The organism is Streptomyces sp. NBC_00322 (assembly GCF_036147535.1).
Classification (GTDB): Bacteria; Actinomycetota; Actinomycetes; order Streptomycetales; family Streptomycetaceae; genus Streptomyces.
Genome location: NZ_CP108019.1, coordinates 388906 through 408688 on the forward strand (window position 1 = coordinate 388906; position 19783 = coordinate 408688).

At 68.9% G+C, this 19783-nt stretch carries 16 protein-coding genes; 10 read left to right on the forward strand and 6 right to left on the reverse strand.

The features are described 5' to 3' along the window. Positions 1–724 precede the first annotated feature (724 nt). Complete coding sequence (locus OG905_RS01775; RefSeq protein ID WP_328665810.1) at positions 725–1084, forward strand: hypothetical protein; 360 nt, start codon at positions 725–727, stop codon at positions 1082–1084. Here OG905_RS01775 and OG905_RS01780 read toward each other — a convergent pair. From OG905_RS01780 to OG905_RS01790, 3 genes are read right to left on the reverse strand one after another with little or no spacing between them, the layout of a single operon-like run. Continuing rightward, positions 1076–2326: an ABC transporter permease gene (locus OG905_RS01780; RefSeq protein ID WP_328665811.1), complete on the reverse strand. Its 1251-nt coding sequence runs from the start codon at positions 2324–2326 to the stop codon at positions 1076–1078. The genes OG905_RS01775 and OG905_RS01780 overlap by 9 nt on opposite strands. Further along, positions 2323–2976 carry an ABC transporter ATP-binding protein gene (locus OG905_RS01785; protein ID WP_328681982.1) on the reverse strand — a complete coding sequence of 218 codons (654 nt, stop codon included), beginning with the start codon at positions 2974–2976 and terminating at the stop codon, positions 2323–2325. Before OG905_RS01785 ends, OG905_RS01780 begins: the two co-directional genes overlap by 4 nt. Positions 2977–3029: 53 nt before the next feature. Beyond that, positions 3030–4382, reverse strand: coding sequence for a hypothetical protein (locus OG905_RS01790; RefSeq protein WP_328665812.1), 1353 nt, complete (start codon positions 4380–4382; stop codon positions 3030–3032). A gap of 90 nt (positions 4383–4472) precedes the next feature. On the opposite strand from OG905_RS01790, the gene OG905_RS01795 reads away from it, so the two are divergent. Together OG905_RS01795 and OG905_RS01800 are read left to right on the forward strand one after the other, a co-directional pair. Continuing rightward, a complete protein-coding gene (locus tag OG905_RS01795; protein ID WP_328665813.1) occupies positions 4473–5210 on the forward strand; it encodes a response regulator transcription factor in 738 nt (245 codons plus the stop codon). After that, on the forward strand, positions 5207–7009 hold the full coding sequence (locus OG905_RS01800; protein WP_328665814.1) for a sensor histidine kinase: 1803 nt from the start codon (positions 5207–5209) through the stop codon (positions 7007–7009). The genes OG905_RS01795 and OG905_RS01800 overlap by 4 nt, the downstream gene beginning before the upstream one ends. A gap of 17 nt (positions 7010–7026) precedes the next feature. On the opposite strand, the gene OG905_RS01805 is transcribed toward OG905_RS01800, so the two are convergent. Then, complete coding sequence (locus OG905_RS01805; protein ID WP_328665815.1) at positions 7027–7617, reverse strand: hypothetical protein; 591 nt, start codon at positions 7615–7617, stop codon at positions 7027–7029. Between OG905_RS01805 and OG905_RS01810 the strand changes: the two genes are divergently transcribed. The 6 genes from OG905_RS01810 (at position 7616) to OG905_RS01835 (ending at position 17608) form a co-directional block, all read left to right on the forward strand. Beyond that, a complete protein-coding gene (locus OG905_RS01810; protein WP_328665816.1) occupies positions 7616–7972 on the forward strand; it encodes a DUF5958 family protein in 357 nt (118 codons plus the stop codon). The two genes, OG905_RS01805 and OG905_RS01810, sit on opposite strands and share 2 nt — an antisense overlap. A gap of 178 nt (positions 7973–8150) precedes the next feature. After that, a complete protein-coding gene (locus tag OG905_RS01815; RefSeq protein WP_328665817.1) occupies positions 8151–8351 on the forward strand; it encodes a DUF6229 family protein in 201 nt (66 codons plus the stop codon). Positions 8352–8604: 253 nt separating this feature from the next. Beyond that, entirely contained in the window at positions 8605–11439 is a 2835-nt protein-coding gene (locus OG905_RS01820; RefSeq protein WP_328665818.1) for a type 2 lanthipeptide synthetase LanM family protein, read from the forward strand. Positions 11440–11860: 421 nt separating this feature from the next. Beyond that, positions 11861–12262, forward strand: coding sequence for an effector-associated constant component EACC1 (locus OG905_RS01825; RefSeq protein ID WP_328665819.1), 402 nt, complete (start codon positions 11861–11863; stop codon positions 12260–12262). Then, complete coding sequence (locus tag OG905_RS01830) at positions 12231–16721, forward strand: caspase, EACC1-associated type (RefSeq protein ID WP_443043879.1); 4491 nt, start codon at positions 12231–12233, stop codon at positions 16719–16721. Before OG905_RS01825 ends, OG905_RS01830 begins: the two co-directional genes overlap by 32 nt. A gap of 356 nt (positions 16722–17077) precedes the next feature. Beyond that, positions 17078–17608, forward strand: a complete 531-nt coding sequence (locus tag OG905_RS01835) for a YcaO-like family protein (RefSeq protein WP_328681984.1) — start codon at positions 17078–17080, stop codon at positions 17606–17608. A gap of 48 nt (positions 17609–17656) precedes the next feature. Here the strand turns inward: OG905_RS01835 and OG905_RS01840 are convergent, their stop codons facing one another. Beyond that, on the reverse strand, positions 17657–18253 hold the full coding sequence (locus tag OG905_RS01840) for a hypothetical protein (RefSeq protein WP_328665821.1): 597 nt from the start codon (positions 18251–18253) through the stop codon (positions 17657–17659). Positions 18254–18611: 358 nt separating this feature from the next. Then, positions 18612–19145 (reverse strand): hypothetical protein, encoded by a 534-nt coding sequence (locus OG905_RS01845; RefSeq protein WP_328665822.1) that lies wholly within the window; start codon positions 19143–19145, stop codon positions 18612–18614. A gap of 97 nt (positions 19146–19242) precedes the next feature. Between OG905_RS01845 and OG905_RS01850 the strand changes: the two genes are divergently transcribed. Continuing rightward, a complete protein-coding gene (locus OG905_RS01850; protein WP_328665823.1) occupies positions 19243–19590 on the forward strand; it encodes a hypothetical protein in 348 nt (115 codons plus the stop codon). The last annotated feature ends 193 nt before the right edge of the window (positions 19591–19783 follow it).

The following is a 19783-nucleotide window of genomic DNA, read 5'->3' on the forward strand; positions in this document are numbered from 1 at the left end:
ACATTGTGAGTTGGGGTTGTGGTGGCTGGGGTTGGTGTCATCGGGGGTGGTGGGTTGTCGGCCTGGTACGACGCGGCTCCTGCCGCTCCTGCTCCAACGGAGTTGCTGGGCCACCTGCGGCCCTCGTCATCGGCGGCGGCCGTCCCATGAGCGCCCCGGTCACAGTGACGTAGCCTCCAGCACCCGCAGTACCGAACAGTCAATCTCCGATTGCCATGCCGGGCTCAGAAACACGCACTCATCGGGCTCGGCGCACGACCACCGCGACCCTCATCCCTGGCCCCGTAAACCTGTTGGTCGTCCTCGCGATCCTGGCGGGAGCCGTCCAAGGCAACCTCACTCCTCCAGGCCACCGCTGTCACCGACCGCTGGGGCACCACCCACTATGGGCACCTCTCCGCCCTCCTCGGTGCCCCGGCTCACATCGCAGATGCCCTGGCACCCTGGACAGGTGCCGCCCTGCCTGGCCACCTCGGCGGCATGGCTGTGATCAGCGCTGACACCACCTCGCACAACCAGGCTTCGGTCATAGGGCAGTTGGGGATGACCGGGCCCAGCAGAGCACCGTCACGACAGTGCCCCATCGGGCGCCACCTGCGGCTGTCTGCGGAACCGAGTATGCAGGGTGCCCATCTGCAAGGAGCCGGCGTTCGGGGCAGCCTCAGGCCTCTCCCGACTGTTTGCGGATAGCACCGTCGAAAGGCCGCCACTGGACAGTGCGGACGTGGCCACCGTGGTAAGCCGCAGGAACGCGCTGCTCACCCTGCTCAGCGTGCTGACCGCGACGGTGCTCACCGCCGCTCTGCTGGTCCTGAGCGCCTCCCGGGGTGCGAGCGCGCTCGCCCTGGTCGCCGTGGTCAGCGTCGGGCTGCTGCTCCAGGCAGGCTCGGTGCGGGTGCTCACCGCAGTGCTGCCACAACTGGCCGCTGCCATCCCGACGCGGCTCTCCCTCCTCCTTCGGCGCGACAGCAACGCGCGCCTGGATCCACCGAGATCGACGCGTCACCGCTCTCAGTGCCCTTGTTGTCCCACTTCGGCGGAGCGGTGGCTCGGGAGCGGCGTGTGGGGACGGGCTTCAGGCTGAGGCAAGGGCTTCGTTGGGGGTGAGACGGGATGCTCTGATGGAGGGGTAGACGCCGGCCATCACGCCTACGAGGAGGGCTCCTCCGAAGCCTTGGGTCACCGAGGCGATCGGGATGACCACAGGCCAGTGCTGGTAGGTGACGTAGCCGACGGTCGCCAGGACGCCGAGCACGACGCCGGCCAGTCCGCCGAGTGCGGACAGGATGACCGACTCGGTCAGGAACTGGTTGCGGATCTGGCCCCGGTGGGCGCCCAGAGCGCGTCGCAGGCCGATCTCCCGGCGGCGTTCGAGGACGGAGATGACCATGGTGTTGGCCACGCCGATACCGCCGACCAGCAGCGCAACCCCGGCCAGGCCCAGGAAGAGGGCGGAGAAGTTGGATTCGGTGGCGCGCTTCGCGGCCAGGGCGTCGGACGGACGGCTCACCCGCACCATGCCGGGCAGTTGCGGGTGGACCGTGGCGGGCAGGACGGCTCGGACGGCTTCGATCGCGTTCTCCCTGGCTTTGACGTAGATGACTGTGGGATGCCCGTCGAAGTGCAACTGAGCGCGAGCGGCGTCCCAGCCGACGAGGACGGAACGGTCGATGTCGGGCGACAGCGGTGTCCTGGCGAGGATGCCGACAACCGTGAACCAGCGGTCGTTGATGAAGATCTGCGGGCTCGGCTGCCCAGGGCGCACGGACTCGATACCCAGCCGGGTCGCGGCGACCGAGCCGAGGACAGCGGCAGGGAACTTCCCGGTGGCGGGGGTGAGGAACGATCCCGAGCGGACGCTCGCGTTGAGAGCGGGGAGCAGATCGAGCCGGCTCGCCAGGACGGTGAGGCCCGCGTAGTCGTCCGGGTCGACGCGATCGGAGCGGTGAACCTTGGAGTGGGTGTTGGCGACGGCGCTCGCGACCGTCACGGGACCGATTCGGGCGGCCATGTCGACCGATTCGGACGACAGCAGGACCGGCGGCTTCTGGTCGGGTTCCGGCTGTACCTGGAGCATGTTGGTGCCCAAGGCGGTGAGCTGGTTCATCAGGGCCTGCCGACTGGAGGATGGGATGCCGGTGACGACGATCATGGTGGCGATGCCGATCGAGATGCCGAGCGCCGACAGCGCGGCCCGCATCGTGCGCGTCCGGATGCCGAGAAGGCCCAGACCGAGGATGTCGAGCGGACTCAGCCGTACAGGTCTGGTATGCGCCGCGGTAAGGGCAAGGCGGGCGGTGGAATCGGCGGTGGACCTTGAGTTCATGCCCCGTTCTCTCCGTGTGTGTCCGCGACGAGGCGGCCGTCGCGGATCTCCACCCGGCGCGGCAGGCACATGGCGATGTCCGAGTCGTGGGTGATGATCGCGATGGTGGCACCCTCGCGGTTGAGTGTGGTCAGAAGGTCCAGTACGGCCCGGCCGTTGGCGCTGTCCAGCGCGCCGGTGGGCTCGTCGGCCAGCACCAGGGCGGGGTTGTGCACCAGTGCGCGTGCGATGGCGACGCGCTGTTTCTCACCACCGGACAGCTGGCGCGGCAGATGCCCGGCACGGTGAGCCAGACCGACCCGGGCCAGCGCCTCCAGGGCGAGCGGGCGGCGCCGGCGGCGCGGCACCCCTGCGTAGAGCAGGCCCGTCGCGACGTTCTCGGTTGCGGTCAGACCGTCGGTGAGGTGGAACTGCTGGAAGACGAAACCGAGCAGGCGTCCGCGCAGCGCGGAAAGGCGTCGGTCGGAGAGCACCGACACGTTCTGCCCGGCGATCTCGACGGCGCCGCTGGTCGGCCGGTCCAACGTCCCCATGATGTTGAGGAGTGTGGACTTGCCGGAGCCCGACGGGCCCAGGATGGCGAGGAGTTCGCCGGTGCCGACGCTCAGCGAGACGTCGTCGAGGGCTTTCACACCGCCGGGATACACCATGCTCGCGTCTCGGACGGCGAGCACCGGTTCAGGACCGGTGTGCACGGCTGTGGTCACGACGTCGTCACCACCTTCGTACCCGGGCCGATGCCCGTGGCGCTGATCTCCACCTGACCTTTTGCGAACAGCCCCGTGCGCACCGCCACCAGACGGCCGTCTGCAAGCTGGACGGCGTAGCCGCCTCCGCTCAGGGCGAGCAGAGCACCGACCGGCACGGCCAGGACGCCCTTGCGGGTCTGGGCGCTGAACCGTACTTGAACGGAGGCGGAGTTCAGTCGGCCCACTGCTTTGGCGTCGTCCAGGAAGACCGTGACGTTCACGCGGGCGGAGGCGCCCGAGTCATCGTCCCCGCCCGCGTCCCCGGACTGCACCGTCGTACTGATGGCGGAGACGGTGCCGGGTGTCGTGGAGGCGTCGGGCAGAACGAGGATCGCCTTGTCGCCCTGGTTGATCGAGCCGGCCTCGGTCGCCTCCACCGGAACGGTCACCATCTTGCGCGTGCTGGTGACCGACAGCAGCGGCCCGGTGGCCGGGTCGCCGGAATGGGCCTGCACCGCGCCCACCCGCACCGCGCCGCCGGTGACCATCACGTCGCCCACCCCGAGCACGCCGGTGGGCGGCATGCCCACGTGGGTCTGCCACGCCTTGAGGGCCCGGATGAGGGAGGCGGTGAGCACTGCCTCTCCCGGCTTGAGCTTTGTCCGGACCGTGGAGGGAACCGGATCCACCGGAGCGCCCTTGCCCGGCGCAGCGCTCGCGCTCGCACTCGCACTCGGGCTCGCATCGGCCTCTACCGGAACCTTCTGCGTCGCTCCCTTCTGCGCCGAAGCGGTTTGCTGCACCGGTAGATCGATCCAGGTACCCGACGCGGGCTGGGAGCCCACGGCGTAGCCCAATGCCCGCAGGTTGTCAGCGATCACCTTCACATCCCGCCCGGCGACGCCCTTGGTGTCGAGCGTACGGAACAGGGGGGTGGAACCGTAGAACACGGGGACCGGGCGGTCGTCCACCCGGTACAGGGACTCCCCTCTCACCACTGTGGCACCCACGCCCGGTAGTTGGGTGACCACACCGTCCTTGCCGCCCCTGACCGGCACCGACTGCCCGTAGCCGAGCGTTCCGTTCAATGTCAGCGTGTCGGCCAGGTCGGTCCTGACAACGGCCACGGTCCTGGCCCGCGCCGCTTCGCTCGACGTGTCGGTTGCCCGCTGCCCGCCGTCGTACCGTTCGATCAGGCGGACACCCGCCCCGACTGCCGCGAGGACCACGACGATCGCGACGGCCAGCGCCTTCTTCTTCTTGGCATTCTTCTTGCTCTCGGTTCCCGGCTCCTGGAGCTCCGACGGCTCGGGCGGGGCGTGGTCACTGCCGTGCATGCGGATGCGCCGCAACGGATAGGGGGACATGGCGGTCATCCTGGCCGAACGAGATGAGGATGCTGTCAGATTGATATCAAAGGCATGTTCGAGGTCGCGGCGGAGTCCTAGGGTCGCCCTGTGTGCGCACATATTCTGGTGGCCGAAGACGACGTCAGGCAGGCCACGGTCATTCGCCGGTACCTCGAACACGAGGGCCACACCGCCGTGGTTGTCCACGACGGACGTGCGGCGATCGACCAGGCCCGGCGACGCCCACCCGATCTGCTGGTCCTCGACGTGATGATGCCGGTGGTGGACGGTCTGCAGGTCTGCCGCACGCTACGCCGGGAGTCCGACCTGCCCATCCTGGTGCTCACGGCCCGCACGGCCGAAGAGGATCTCCTGCGCGGACTCGGGCTGGGAGCCGACGACTACATGACCAAGCCCTACAGCGCCCGCGAGCTCATGGCCCGCATACGGACCTTGCTGCGACGCGCTCGGCCCACGGCCGAGGTCCGGGAGGAGCCGGCGGACGATCCGGTGCTGCGGGTCGGCGCCCTCATGGTGGATCCGGTACAGCACGCGGTCTGGTTCGGTGAGCGCCGCATCGAGTTGACGGCGGGCGAGTTCCGAGTGCTGACGGTGATGGCAGCCGCGCCGGAACGCGTCTTCACACGTCGGCAACTGCTCATGCACACCCGGGGGGCCGACACCTTCGTCACCGAGCGCACGATCGACGTACACGTCCTGAACCTGCGCAAGAAACTCGAACCCGATCCTCGGCGGCCCGCCTACCTGGTCACTGTCATCGGCGTCGGATACAAGCTGACCGACGGCACGGACGACTTCCCGGCCAAACCGCGGGGCGAGCGGTGAGAACCGGCGGCGACGCGGCCGGAGTCCCGCTGCGCAAGAGCCTGTTGACCCGGCTGCTGGCCGCGTCCTTGCTCATCGCCATGTGTGCCCTGTCCGCCACCGCGTGGCTCGCGGTGCAGACCACGAGCAGTGTGATCCGACGACAGAGCGGGCAGGCGCTCACCGACGACATCACCGTGTACCGCACGCTGATGGACTATGCAGCCACCCATCCGCGGTGGGACGGCGTCGAGCGGACGGTCGCGGAACTCGCGGCACGCACCCACCGTCGTATCACCCTGCGCGGTTCCGAAGGCCGCGGTGACGGGCTGATCGCAGACTCCTCCGGTGGAGACAACGGGCTGCCCTCCACCCAGGCGCTCGCGGTCGTCGACCCGCTCCAGACCGATCCGGCGCTGATCCCCGACGCCCGTGCCGACCGTATCCACCCCAAGGCTCTCGGCCCCTTCCGGCTGCAGTCGACCGAGCGCCGGAAGGTCCTCGCGAGGGTCCAGAAGGGCCTGCTGTGCCTGCGTGAGGAGCTGCACTTCACAGCCGCACTCGTCGATCTTCCCGGCGGACACCCCCGGATCCACATCTCCGGGAGCAGCGACGACCAGATGAAGGGCACGATCTTCTGCAATCTGGCCGCCCTCGAAGCCCCCACGCCGACCGAGATCGCGGCCCTCGGCCACCTCAACGCGCTGATCAAGGACTGTCTGCAGCGCCGGCGGATGCCCCCGGTAGAACTCGGTCTCGATCTCACTCCCGAGACCGCGCTGTCGAACAGCGCCTGGGGCAAGGCGGCGCAGAACTGCATCGACACCAGCCGCCGCGAACAACTCACGGCCCATGTCGCACCTGCGGCACGGGTGTTCGTCAGCGAGTCGAGCGGCTCCGCGGCCGTGGCCCGCTTCGACTTCTCCCCGGCCAACGCCGCTCGGATCGTCGGCGTCACCGTCCTCGTACTGGCGTTGACCACGGCGGTGACCGTCGTGGTCGGCCTGCGTATGGTCAGGCCGCTGCGCGCACTCACCAACGCGGTCCGCGGGCCGGGACAGGAGCACACTCCGCTGCCCGTGGCCGGCGACGACGAGATCGGCCGTCTCACGCAGGCGTTCAACGACCTGTCCGCATACCGCGAACGCATGGAAGAGCAACGCAAGGCGATGGTCAGTGACATCACCCATGAGCTGCGCACCCCGCTGACCACCATCCGCGTCTGGCTGGAGGCGACGCAGGACGGCCTGCTGTCGGACGAGGACGAGGTGACCGCCTCGCTGCTGGAAGAGACCCTGCTGCTCCAGAACATCGTGGACGATCTCCAGATCCTTGCCGCGTCCGACGCCGGCATGCTCAAGTTGCAGCAGGAGTACGTGGAGGCCGGCACGATCCTCCAGCACGTCGCCACCGTGTACGCCGGCCCGGCCCAGTTGGCTGGAGTCGGCTTGGAGTTGTGCGCCGAGGACGATGTCTACTTCTTCGTGGACCCGCTGCGTCTGCGCCAGATCGTGGGCAACCTGGTGTCCAACGCCCTACGGCACACCCCGTCCGGCGGCACGGTGTCGCTGCGCTCCCGAAGGAAAGGAAAGACCGTACTGATCGAGGTGGCCGACACCGGCAGCGGCATGGCCCCGGAAGACCTCCCCCGTGTGTTCGACCGCTTCTGGCGGGCCGAGCGCTCCCGCAGTCGCCGGACCGGCGGCAGCGGCCTGGGCCTGGCCATCGTGCGTCAACTCGTCGAAGCGCACGGGGGCGACGTCGCCGTGACCAGCACCCTGGGCGCCGGAACGGTATTCACGCTTCACCTGCCGACGTGACCCGGTCAGGAGAACGCTCAGTTGTCCCCGCCGAAGGCCTTCACGAGGCAGGGGCGCTCGGCCTTTTCGAAGCCGGGAGCGTTGAGATCGCTGCCGTGAACAAGCGCCCAGCCGTGGCCGTCCGGGCTCACCTCGCTCTTGAAGCCCTTGCCGTTCATACACTGGATCATCTCCCGCACGTCGTCGTTGTAGCGCGGGTTCTTGGCCGGATCGAGCTCCGGAGGGTCGAGCGGGAGCTTGGATTGACAGGCCCGACCAGTGGCGGTGTTGGGGTTCCGCTTGTACTGCTTGAGCGCGTCCGGCCCACCATGCTGATTCAGACAGGCCAGCCAGCTGTCCATCATGCGGTTGACGTCGTCCTGGGTGCTGTCCAACCGGATCTGAGGTCGGCCCGCGTCCGGATCGGCAGGGCTGGGCTTCGCCGCGGAGCCCTCCGTCCCCCGAGTGGGCAGCGAAGCGACGTCGTTGCCGCCGCTTTCTTCGTTGCTCGTCGAACCGCCACCGCAGCCGGTGAGAACCGCGACCGCCGTCGTACCGACCGCGAAGAGCACGGTGCTTCGCGCAACGCCGAGGGGCCTGCGCAGTGATCGAAGGATGCGTGTCTGCATGACGGCCATCCTTGACGAGCGATGTTTGTTTCGGGTCAACGCCCTGTCAGCGGACTGTCCGGCCTTCGAAGAAAGGCTGATCGCGGCTTGCTTGCGACCAGAACGTCCCGGTCAGAGCCGGTGCGGCCGGCATGGCTGCTCCGGACACAGCCGCCGTGTCATTCAACTCACAAGCTGCCTCATCTCCCCATGGGCGCGCGCCGTCGTCGAGGACGGACCGGAGAGCATCCGCCGTGCCGGGCTGCTTCCGACGCACACACCCGCGGTCCTGATCACACGCGGCCGGATCGAGCACCAGTTGGGGAAGATCGTTTCTCACCCCCCTCGACGAACGCCGCAACGACCGCGTCGCTGAGGAGGTTCATCGCCCCGTCACCGCTCGGCGGCGCCGCCGTCCCGCCCGCCCCACACATAGCGTTACGCCGCAAGAACACCAAACGACTTTGGCCAGATTGGTCGTCTGACGGGTGTTCGAATCCGGCGATACTCAGCACTGGGCAATCCGTCCCAATCCCCACATCCGGAGGCCGCTGATGCCCCAGACCAGTGTTCCCACCACCGCCGTGCTCGACGCCTGGCTGGCAGGCGCCGAGAGCGCGTACGGCCAGACCAACCCCGCCGGGCCCCTTTACGTCGGCGGCGCCGCCGCCGAGGCTGCACTCACCGACCCGAGCGACTCCCTCTACGGCTTCTGTTCCAGCCCGAGCGGGTCGCACGGCAGCTGGTGCTGCTGATCGCCTGCGGCGCCTTTAGGACCCTTTGAGGAGGGACTTCCTACGGAGTGCCTTCTCCGAGGCGCGCTGCCTGACCGTTTCTCCTGCGGAATGCGCTTCTTTGGGGCGCCCTGCGGAGTGCGGTCGAGAAACAAGGGCGTGGGGAACTGACTGCCAAGCAACGACGCGTCCGCACCCGGTATCGCGGCAGTTCCCCGCGCCCCTTTGGGGCGCCCGGGGGCGCGAACGTGCGGCGGAATGGGGAGGGTGGACGGTGAGCGGATCGGCGCCGGAAAAGAGGGACGAGGCGGAGTGGTTCGCCCAACCCGTACGAAACATCGCCCGCCCGTGGCGGGAAAAGCTGGCCCGGCGGCTGGACGCCGTGGACGCCCTGGGCCGGGAGGAACGGGAAGCGGTGCTGGAGGCCGGCCACACCGCCCTGCTCAAGTCCTTGCACGCGAAGCTGTCCCGCCTGTTCCTGATTGAACTGCACGCGCTGCGCATGGCAGCAGGCGGCGGGCGGGCAGCCGAGAGCGCAGGAGCCGGATCCGACACGAGGACCTGGGCCGCGTTCATCGAGCAGGCCTGTGAGGAGGGCTATCTCGACCGGCTGGCCGGCCGATACCCGAGCGTCGGCCCGCGGATCGCGTCGGTGGCTCGGCTGTCGGTGGCGGCGACCGACGGTTTCGCGCAGCGCTTCGCCGCGGACCGCGGGCTGCTGCAGCCGCTGCTGGGGAGACCCGCGGGGGAGATCCGAGCCGTCGCGTTCGGTGCGGGCGACACTCACCGGGGCGGCCTGACGGTCAGCCGGGTTGACTTCACTGGCGGGAGCGTCATGTACAAGCCCCGGCCGTCCGAGGCCGACGTGGCGCTGGAAGCGCTGCTGGAGGAGCTCTACGCTGACTTTCCCGGTGCCCCGGCGCCGGATGAGCGCATCCGGGTGCCGCGTACGCTGGCGCGCGAGGGCTACGGCTGGGCCGAGTTCGTCCGCCACCGCTACTGCGCGGACGACACCGAACTCGCCGCGTTCTACCTCAACGTCGGACACTGGCTGGCCGTCCTCCGCTTCACCGGCGGCACCGACATGCACGCCGAGAACATGATCGCCGCGGGCCCGGTGCCGGTGATCGTGGACGCTGAGACACTCTTCGACGTCCCCGCGCCCTTCCCGCCCAGCGGCCGGGGAGACGCGGTGGACGTGGCGGCGGCGGCCATCCGCCGTACGGTGCTACGTACCGGACTGCTGCCCGTACGCGGCACCGGCTTCGCGCTCGGCGGGGTGGACATCTCCGGGGTCGGGGCGCTGCCCGGCCAGCAGCCGCTGATCCCGAACCCGGTGATCGCAGATGGTGGCAGCGCGGCGGCCCGCTTCCAGGTGGACCTGGTGGCGATGCCCACCGCGGGCAATCACCCGAGCCCCACCCCGGTGCTGAGCGCGTACTGGGACCGGATCCTGGCCGGTTTCCTGGAGATGACCGCGCATCTGCGCCGGCCCGGCGTCGACCCGTACCGGCTGCTGCGCCGCTTCGAAGGCGCCCAGGCGCGGCGGATCCTGCGGCCGACGCAGGCGTACGTCGACATCGGCCGGATGCTGTGGCACCCGGCGTCGTTGCACGATGAGGCGGCGGCACTCGAGCGCGCCCGGGACATCCTGCGGCGCAACGCCGAGGTGCTGCCCGGCGCGCCGACCGACCGCGCTGCCATCGACGGCGAGATCGCGGACCTACTGGCCGGCGACGTACCGATGTTCAGCTTCACCGTGGACGCGGCCGCCGTACGGACCACCGTCGAGGACTGGCGCACCACCGACCTGGCGCTGGAGGAGTCGGTGATCCAGGATGCGCTGGTGGGCGCGTACCTCAATGAGCGTTCGCTGCCTGAGCGGGTGCAGGCCGCCGCCCGCGACCCGCACGCCCGTGACCGGGAGCGGCGCCGCCGCGACCTAGCCGCGCAGATGGTACGGCGGCTGTGTGACGGGGCGGTGCGCGGCGAGGACGGTACGGTCACCTGGATCAGCCCTGTCTTCACCCCCGCGGGGTGGTCCATCAGGGTGCTGCCGGCCGACCTCTACACCGGGCAGGGCGGGGTGGCGCTGACGCTCGCGGAGTACGTGACCGAGGTGCGGGCCGGGCGGGCGGACGAGGTGCCGGGCGTCGCCGAGACGTTCGAGGGGGCGCTGCGGGTGCTGGTCGGCACGGAGGACCGGACGCCGACTCCGTCACCCGGGGCGTTCAGCGGTGCCGCGTCGCAGGTGTGGACGTGGATGGCGTTGCACCGGGTGCTCGGTCAGGACTGGCTGCTGGAGCGGGCCGCCGAAAGGGCCCTGCTGCTCGCGGAAGGCCGACTGGTCGAGGACGACGTCGAGGTGGACCTCCTCAACGGGGCGGCCGGCGGAGTCGTCCCCCTCCTCAACCTGGCTGCGGCGACCGGGCAGGACCGCTGGCTCGGCGCCGCCGCGCACATCGGCCGCCGGTTGACCGGGCTGGCCACGGTCGACGCGAGCGGTGCCCGCTGGACGACCCGGCTCAACCCCGAGGGCATCGGCGGCTTCGCCCACGGCGCCACCGGGATCGGCTGGGCGCTGACCCGGCTCGCCCTCAGCGACGCGGGTTCCGCGGCCGAACAGCGCGGCTGGACACACCTCGCCGAGCGGGCCTTCGCCTACCAGGAATCCCTCTACGAACCCGAGCACGGCAACTGGCGCGACGTCCGCATCGGCGCGGAGGAGGATTTCTTCACCAGCTGGTGCCATGGCAGCGCGGGAGTCGGCATCGGCATGCTCGATCTCCACCGACGCGCGGGCGATCCCGCCCACCTCGACATGGCTCAGCGCGCAGCACGCGCCTGCGCCGCCGAGGGCTTCGGCTGGAGCCACACTCTGTGCCACGGCGACCTCGGCCTGTGGGAATTCCTCACGTCCCTGAACTTCGGCGACCCTTCTGACCTCGACGCCGAAATCCTCACCGGCCTCGAACAACGCGGCCCGGTCGGCGGGCTGGCCCGCGAAGCGTTCTCCCCCAGCCTCATGTCCGGCCTCTCAGGAGTCCTTCACACCCTCCTCCGCATGCACCCCGCAGCCACCCTGCCCAATCCCCAACTCCTCGACTGACCTTCGGGCTGGTGTGTCGACTCGCTGCGCTCTTGATGCGCAGGGTCGCCCTTGCCCGTGATCAGTGTTGCCGGTCTCGTGGCCGCAGTCGTGGCGCTACGTCGAGTCCTACCAAGCAGCCGTCACCCTCGCATCGCTTCTGAGGTGGGCGTGACACCTTGGCGACAACACCTCACTCCAGCAGCGTCTCGCTATTCCTGCTGGTCAGAGGTCTGTTTGTACAGGGCACCGGACCGCGATGGCCGCCGCGGCCCATCGCGGGGGCCGAAGCAGCGACACTCCCCTTCCAAGCTCTTCCGGCGATAAGATCAACCTTTTTCACCAAAGATCGTAGAGATCTCCTCATTTATGTCATCCAGCCGCTAAGTTACGGCGCCAGGAAGCGCGTTCGGAGGTCCGGACGCCCGGAGGGGTGGGGCTTGTGGATGTGAAGATCAATCTACTGACGGATCCATCAGGAGACGAGCTTCGGTCTTTACAAGCGTGGCTGGTCGAGGAAGAAGAGCTTCGCGGCCGGGTCCACGTCGCCGCTGAGCCGCCTGAACCCGGCAGGATGGGCGCGGCAGTGGATGCCTTGCTGGTGGTCCTGGCACCGGGCGGCGCACTGGCGGTGCTGTCCGGCGTACTGATCACGTGGCTGCGGCAGCGTACAAGCGATGTGACCCTGACCGCCTCACGAGATGGCGACCGTGTCCAGGTGGCGCTTTCGGCCAGACGGATGCGCAGCCTGGACGGAGCCGACCTTCAACGGCAGATCGCCGAGGTAGAGCGGCTGCTCGGGGGTGAGAGCGATGCCGGGCGGCAGGGGGCAATCGGCCAATGAGCCGCCCACGACACTGAGCGCTCCGGGAGTCCGGGTGCTTGTGGTTGGGACGGGTACCCATGTGCACACCTCCACGCTCCCGGCCATACCCAGCGTGGCCAAGACTGTACGGGATCTGGGGCAAGCACTGGTGGAACAGTGTGGCCTCGCCCCTACGGGACTGCGTACCTTGCTCGACCCCCCGGATCCGCTGGTGCTGGGCGAAGCACTGATGGAGGCGGCCCAACAGGCCGAGGATGTCCTTGTCTTCTCCTACATCGGCCACGGCCTCGTCAGTGCGGGCAACCAGTTGCACCTGGCCACACGTGCCACTGACCACGACAGCCGCAGGCTGGCCTTCAACGCGCTTCCCTATTCGGTGGTCCGTGACGCTCTGACCGACTGCAGGGCCCAGTCTGTCCTGGTCCTGCTGGACTGTTGCTTCGCCGGACGTGCCCATGGGTCGCTGGGCAGCCCCGCCGACGACGCCATGGTCGCGGCGCAGATTCACGGCAGCTACCTGATCGCGGCCGCGGCCCGCGATGAGGCAGCCCATGCGCCCCCTGGGACTCGCCACACCGCCTTCACCGGAGAGCTGATCCGGCTACTGCATGAAGGCGATCCGACAGGGCCGCCCGCGCTGACGCTCGATCACGTGTACCGGTACCTGGAGCGTTCCCTGCCCAAGCGTGAGCTGCCACGGCCGCGGCGACAGGCGGCAGGGCGTGCCGACGGCCTGGTCCTTGCCGTGAACCGGGCCTACCGGCCGCCGGACCCCGCCGAAGCGCGGGCAGCTGCCGCCGCGGTGAGCGGCGGTGCTGCCCAGGCCACCAGCCCGTACCCCGGACTGGCCGCTTTCGGGCCAGAAGACGTGGACTACTTCTTCGGCCGTGAACGGCTCACCGCGCAGCTCGTACGCCGACTCGTCGAACGGCTCCCGGACGGTGGCCCACTTGTCGTGACGGGGCCGTCGGGATCGGGCAAGTCCTCCCTGCTCTGCGCCGGACTGGTACCTGCCCTGAAGAGGGGACTGCCCGGCGTCGAGGTCTCCCGCAGCTGGCCCGTAATGCCGTTCGCGCCGAAGGCCCACCCGCTTCGCGAACTCGCCGAGCGCATGGCACAGAACTCGGGAGCGAACCCAGGGGACAACACCCCTAACCCCACGCAAGACCAGGCATGGCTCTCCGAGGCCGCGCGGCGGTTACTGCGATCGCGCGCATCGAGCGCGGCCGTGCCCGGCAGCAGAGTGGTCCTGATCGTCGACCAGTTCGAGCAGCTTTTCACCGCATGCACTGATCCCGTCGAGCAGCAGGCATTCATCCGCGCTCTGTGCCAGGCGAGTAGCCCCGGCGCTGACGGGGACGAGCCTTCACTGCTCGTGGTGCTCGGCGTCCGCGCCGACTTCTACGGGCACTGCTCGGCATTCACCGAGCTGGTTCCCGCGCTCCAGCACAATCAGATCGTCGAGCCCATGAGGCGAGAAGAACTCGTCGAAGCAATCGAGAAGCCAGCTGCCGTCGCCGGGTTGGTTCTGGAGGACGGCCTGGTCGAGGCACTGATCCGTGATCTGCGGGCCAGCGGCGCAGCGGGACCGGAACACGGCACGCTCCCTCTCCTGTCCCACGCACTTCTGGCCACCTGGCAGCAGCGCGAGGGCCGGCTGCTCACACTGGCCGGATATCAGGCGACCGGAGGAATCTGGCAGGCGGTCGCCCAGACAGCAGAACGCATCTACGCCAGCCTCGATCCCGACGACCAGCAGGTCGCCAAGCGCCTGCTGCTGCGACTCGTCCGCATCGGCGACGGCACCGAAGACACACGCCGTCCTGCCTCGCTCAACGAGCTCATCGCCGCGGAAGCGGCCACTGACGCGGCGGCCATCAACAGGGTCCTCGACGCCTTCGCGCACGCTCGGCTGCTGTCCCTCGACGAGCAGCAGGCACAGATCGCCCATGAAGCACTCTTGCACGCCTGGCCTTTGCTGCGCCGGTGGATCGATACTGACCGCGCTGAACTCCTTATCGGACAGCGCCTCGCCGAGTCCGCTGACCAATGGGAACGTGAGCAGCGCGACGCCGGAGCCCTCTACAGCGGCACCCGTCTGAAGATCGCCGAGAGGTGGGCGGATTCGGGTCACCGGCACCTGCTGACCCCTGTGGTACGCGAGTTCCTGGATGCCAGCTTGCAACAGCGGCAGGCAGATGAGCGAGCGAAGCAGCGTCGGACCCGCCGCCTCTACGGTCTCCTCGCCGCACTGGTGGTGTTGCTGCTGATCACAAGCGGTCTCATGGCGGACGCGGTCCAGCAGCGCGCCGCGGCCGACCGGCAGCGTGACTTGGCCGTCTCCCGATTGATCGCGATACACGCAGATGAGTTGCGGGACAACGACACCTCGCTCGCCATGCAGTTGAGCCTGACCGCGTACCGTGTCGCCCCGACCGCAGAAGCGCGGGCCAGCCTGCTCAACTCCACCGCGGGCCCTGCCGCGACACGGCTGCTCGGTCCGAAGGGCGTGACCCAGTCGGTGGCCTTCAGCCCCGATGGGCACACGCTGGCCGCTGCCGGTGCCAACAAGTCCGTACGGCTGTGGGACTTGACCGGTGACCGGCGCCCCAGCCCGCTGGGCAACCCGCTGTCCGGTCCCACAAATACCGTCTTTTCGCTTGCCTTCAGTCCGGACGGGCGCACCCTGGCCGCCGCGGGGGCTGATCGGGTGGTGCGGCTGTGGGATCTCGGTGACAGGGCGAGGCCCGTCGCATATGGCTCCAGAACTATGCGTGCTGACAACACGATCTACTCGTTGGCCTTCAGCCCTGATGGGAAGACCTTGGCAGCGGGAGGCGCGGACAGGACCATACGTTTGTGGAACCTGGCGAATCCGCGGCGGCCCAAAGCCTTCGCGACGCTCAACGGGCACAACGGCTATGTGCAGTCGGTGGCATTCAGCCCCGATGGGCGCCTGCTGGCAAGCGGGGGCATGGACAGAACGGTCCGGCTTTGGACGCTGGCCGGCCCCGAGAAGCCGAAGGCCCTCACCGCACTGACCAGCCCGAAGAAGGGCATCTTTTCCGTGGCGTTCAGCCCCGATGGACGGACGCTGGCGGCCGGGGGCGCTGAGAACACCGTGCACCTGTGGAACGTCATTCACGCGGACCGCCCCAGAACACTGGGGCGGCCGCTGACTGGTGCCACGAGCTTTGTGAACACGGTGGCATTCAGCCGGGACGGCCGCACACTGGCCGCCGGAAGTTCCGACGCCAAGGCTCGTACCTGGGACGTGGCCACCAGGCGTATGGTCTCGGTGCTTCCCCATCCGGGCCCGGTGACCACGGTCGCCTTCCGACGGGGTACGGAAACGCTGGCGACCGGAGGCGCCGACGGGCCTGTGCGGCTGTGGAACCTCCCCGGAACCGCGCTCAGGGGTCCCGCGGACGCCGTCTTCACCGTCGCTTTCTCCTCGGGAGGGAAGGTCCTCGCCGCCGGCAGCCGCGACAGGACCGTCTGGCTGCGGAACATGGCCAACCCGCAGCACCCTGTCCCATTCGGAGCCCCGCTGACCAGTCCCGACAAAGATGGCGACTTCACCGGGTCACTGGCCTTCAGCCCGAAGCGTCCGCTTCTCGCCGTCGCCAGCACCAAGGGATCCGTTTACCTGTGGGATGTGCGGGACCCGCGGCGGCCGGTCCCGCAGGTGCCCAGGCCGCTGACCGGTCCCAGAAACTCAGTGGAGACCATTGCGTTCAGCCCGGACGGGCGATTGCTCGCCGCCGGCGGCCAGGACTGGAAGGTTCACCTGTGGGACGTCTCGGATCCCCGCCACCCCCGGAAAGTGTCCACCCTCGTCGGTCACCGCAACTACGTCCAGTCTGTCGCATTCAGCCCCGACGGGCGCTTCGCAGCCACCGCCAGCATCGACAAGACCGTCCGGGTGTGGGACCTCACCGACGCTCACCACCCCAAAGGGGTCGTGACGCTCAAGGGCCCAGCGAACGATGTGTACTCGGTCGCGTACCAACCCCACGGAGATGTCCTCGTTGCAGGTGACGCGGACGGAAAGGTGCATCTGTGGGATGTGACTGCCCCCCGTCGCCCCATCAAATTGAGGGCCCCGCTTGCCAGCCACAACGGCTATGTCATTTGGGCCGCCTTCAACCCCGGCGGAGACACGCTGGCGACCGGAGGCACGGATGGCACGGTGCGGCTGTGGAACATGACTGAGCCCGCCCAACCCCGCACCCTGGCCACGCTGACCGGCCACACTGACAGTGTCCTCTCGTTGGCTTTCGGTCCGGGTGGCCGCACGCTTGCCGCGAGCGGTCTGGACCCGACGGTCCGGCTGTGGGAGATCGACCCCAGCCGGGCGGCTGCCCGTGTCTGCTCAGTCTCCGGAGACCCCCTCACCAGAGCCGAATGGAGGCAATATGTCCCGGACAGCAGCCGGACCTATGCCCCGCCTTGCCGGCCCGGTAGCGCTCGCTGAGCGGCGCCGGGGCCGCCCGCGGCAGCGCAGAGCTGAGTGCGGCCACCATGAGACACCGCCGGATGGGAGGCGCGGACACGCGCGATATCGACCCAGACCGCCCGGACGCTCTCCTCGATGCCCGGCTCACCACCACACCGCGGCCAGAACCGCCCAGTCGGGCGCGATGCCCGCTGGCTCGGTGTCGTGCATGAGCCAGGACGAACGGAACTCCCGGACTGAGGCTGCTCGTGGTCGCGGATGGCCGCGGAGCCGAGCCGCGGTTGTGCCGGGGGCGCGGTGGTCCGCTGACGCCGTCGGTGAAGTCGACGGGGGTGTTCTGCTCGTCGGCTTGCCGCTCGCGGCACTGGCGCCGGATGCGGCGGACGCGGGCCAGGGCCGAGGCGGTCCGGGCCGACTGGACGTCAAGTTGCCCGGAGTGCGGAACGACGACCGGCAGCGGTGTGCTCAGCCGTCGGCGCGTCCCAGTACCCGTCGGCTTGGTCCACCGCTCAGCAGCCAGGCCTGTCTTGCAGCCGGATGTGTTCCGTGCAACCAGCACCGGACTGGTCTGCGGCAATACGCGTGATGAGGCGTTGCTGCACGCCATGTACGAAGTCGTCGAACGCGACGCCCTGTTCACCGACGAGGCCTGTGCCAGAGCGCGGCGGACGCTGGTCGATCCCCTCTCGGTCGCCGACCCCTGTCGCCGCATGCCTGCTCTTTTCGGGGATCGACGTGCGGCTGGAGCGGGGCGACTTCGCCGCGGAACGGCCTCTCGCCGCGGGCTGGACCATCAGCGCGATCGCCCGCCGCCTCAACCTGGACCGCAAGGCCGTGCGACGCTTCCGCGACACCGGCCTGCGGTGGGTTGCGGCATCAACTCGCCGGAGGCTCCGACGACATGACGACCGCGGCAGACGGTGCGGCCGGCCTGTTGCGGACCGCTGTGCGGGTCAGGCTGCAGCCTCGGCGGGCTTGAGCGCTGCCGTGTCCTCGGCGCTCTGGGCAGTCGTGTAGAACACGGTGGCGCCCTGCTTGGCCCGGACGACCTTACTGCGGGCGACCAGCCTTTCGGTGGTGGTGCGCACGAGGTTGTCGTTGATGTTGCGCTCAGGGTGCGCGTCGGCGAGAGCCCTTGCGATCTCGGCAGCGGTGCGCGGCTCGGTCTGACCGCTCAGGTGCTGATGCACGAGGTCCGTCAGGGTGGGTCCCTTCTGTGCCGGACCCGTGGCGGGGGTCTTGTTGGCGGCCGCCTTCCTCGGTGCTGTCTTCTTGGCGGAGGGTGTGCGCGTGGTCTTCGCCGTGGCTGAGCCCGGCTTCTTCACGGTCCGACGAGCTGCAGGGACCGTCTTGGGTTCGGCTGTCTCGCCGCCCAAGGCGGAGCGCATGCCGACCAGGAGTTCGTGGTCCTGCTCCAGCGAGGCCAGTTGGGCCTGCAGAGCCTCGATCTCTGCTTGGATGCGTTCTTGTTCGGCCGTGTTCTGACTCAGGTCGGCGGCAACCCTGGCCGCGTACTGGGTCTTCAGCGTGGTGGTGTCCGACTCGGGCACGATGGCTCCTCAAAGCGGGGGTGATGATTCCGGACTCTACTCACCCCGCGGCAATACGTGTACGTGTGGACGCAAAACCCACTCGGCCGAGACAACTTCGGCATGCGCATGCAGGGAGGCCGAAGGTGCAGACGGTGGCTCGCCGAGTGTGGGAAGCCCCGACACGAGAGATCTTTGGCCGGCAGGAGTTGCGAGCCTGCTGACGGCTGGCGCTGCGCTCACCAATGCCGGGAGGATGAGGTATCCCGATGGCGGTAGGTCGAAGGCTGACTGACGGGCCCCAAGTGAGCGACGGTGCGACGCGTAGAAGGCAACGAGCCGAACAACCCACCCACACCTCGCCACGACAGACTTGCCGTCAAGCGCAGCCGCGCACCCAACGCCAGCCGATGAAGGTATGCCGCAAGGTCACGTCGAGTCGGCATGAGGCGGAGCCGTTCCCGTTCAGCTGCACAGTGGAGTCATGGGTGTTGGCGTACCAGTCACCCGTGAGGTCGAAGATCCCGCGGTAGCCGAACGCTGCGTGGGCGGCGGCGCGGGCACCTGGGCAGGCAGCGTGGCAATCCACACTATGGCTCGTGCCCGCGAGGGACCAGCCTGCGTCCCACGGCTCTCGGTTCCAGTCGTGCCGCGCAGTGGTGTTGGCCTCGCGCACCCCGCCGTCGACGTTTCCCCAGGTCGTGGTGGTGTACAACGCGGTCATCAGGATCCCGCAGCAGTCGTACATCTCCGACCAGGTGCGCAGCTCCCGGCTGTCCCCCGCCGTGTGCCGCCGCCCGTCCGGGGCGGGCACGAACCGGACTTGACCCAGGTGCAGCTTGCAGTCATCGCCGACGCTGACCTCCTGCCGGACAGCCATCCCGGCCGGAGGCGCAGGCAGTGAGCCCGTCACCCGCAACTCCCCGCAACCCTGACCCTGTCGTGCGGTGCCAGGCGGTGCGTCCGAGACCGGGGACGCGGCGGCGGAGGAGCTCAGCGGCGTCGGCAGCATGAACACGGCAGCCATGATGAGCGGTAACAGCGGCACCGAGCGCAACGACGGTAAGCAGCTTGGCATTTGTAACCTTTCCTCTTTGGCGACCGGCAGCATACCGGCAGGTAGCAAACGACTCTCCCCTGGCCTCGACGGCAGCTCGGCCCAGCAGTTCCGCGCTGGTCACCGGCTCACACCGCGGCAGCCCATTGTTGGCGTGCCGCTCGATGGAGGAGCTCCAGTAGACCTCCTCGCGCACCCGCCGCTGGATCTCCTCGATGGGCCGGTGCTCCTTGCGGGGACGCCACGGGTGAGGGAGGTGCGTCCGCAGTCTTCGGCGGTGGTGTTCCTGAACCTGAACTGACCCTGCCGACCAGGGGTGCAGGACGCAGCATCGGCCGCCCTGCCTGGGATACGGCCTGCCGATGCCGGTCTGCTTCACTTCACGTCGGCCAGAGGGACCCGCCGCTCGTGTCAATCGCTGACGGGTACGTGATGGCATCGTCCGGGGACAGCAGCCCGGATCGGCCCAGCGGGGGTAGCGCGTACCAGGTGCC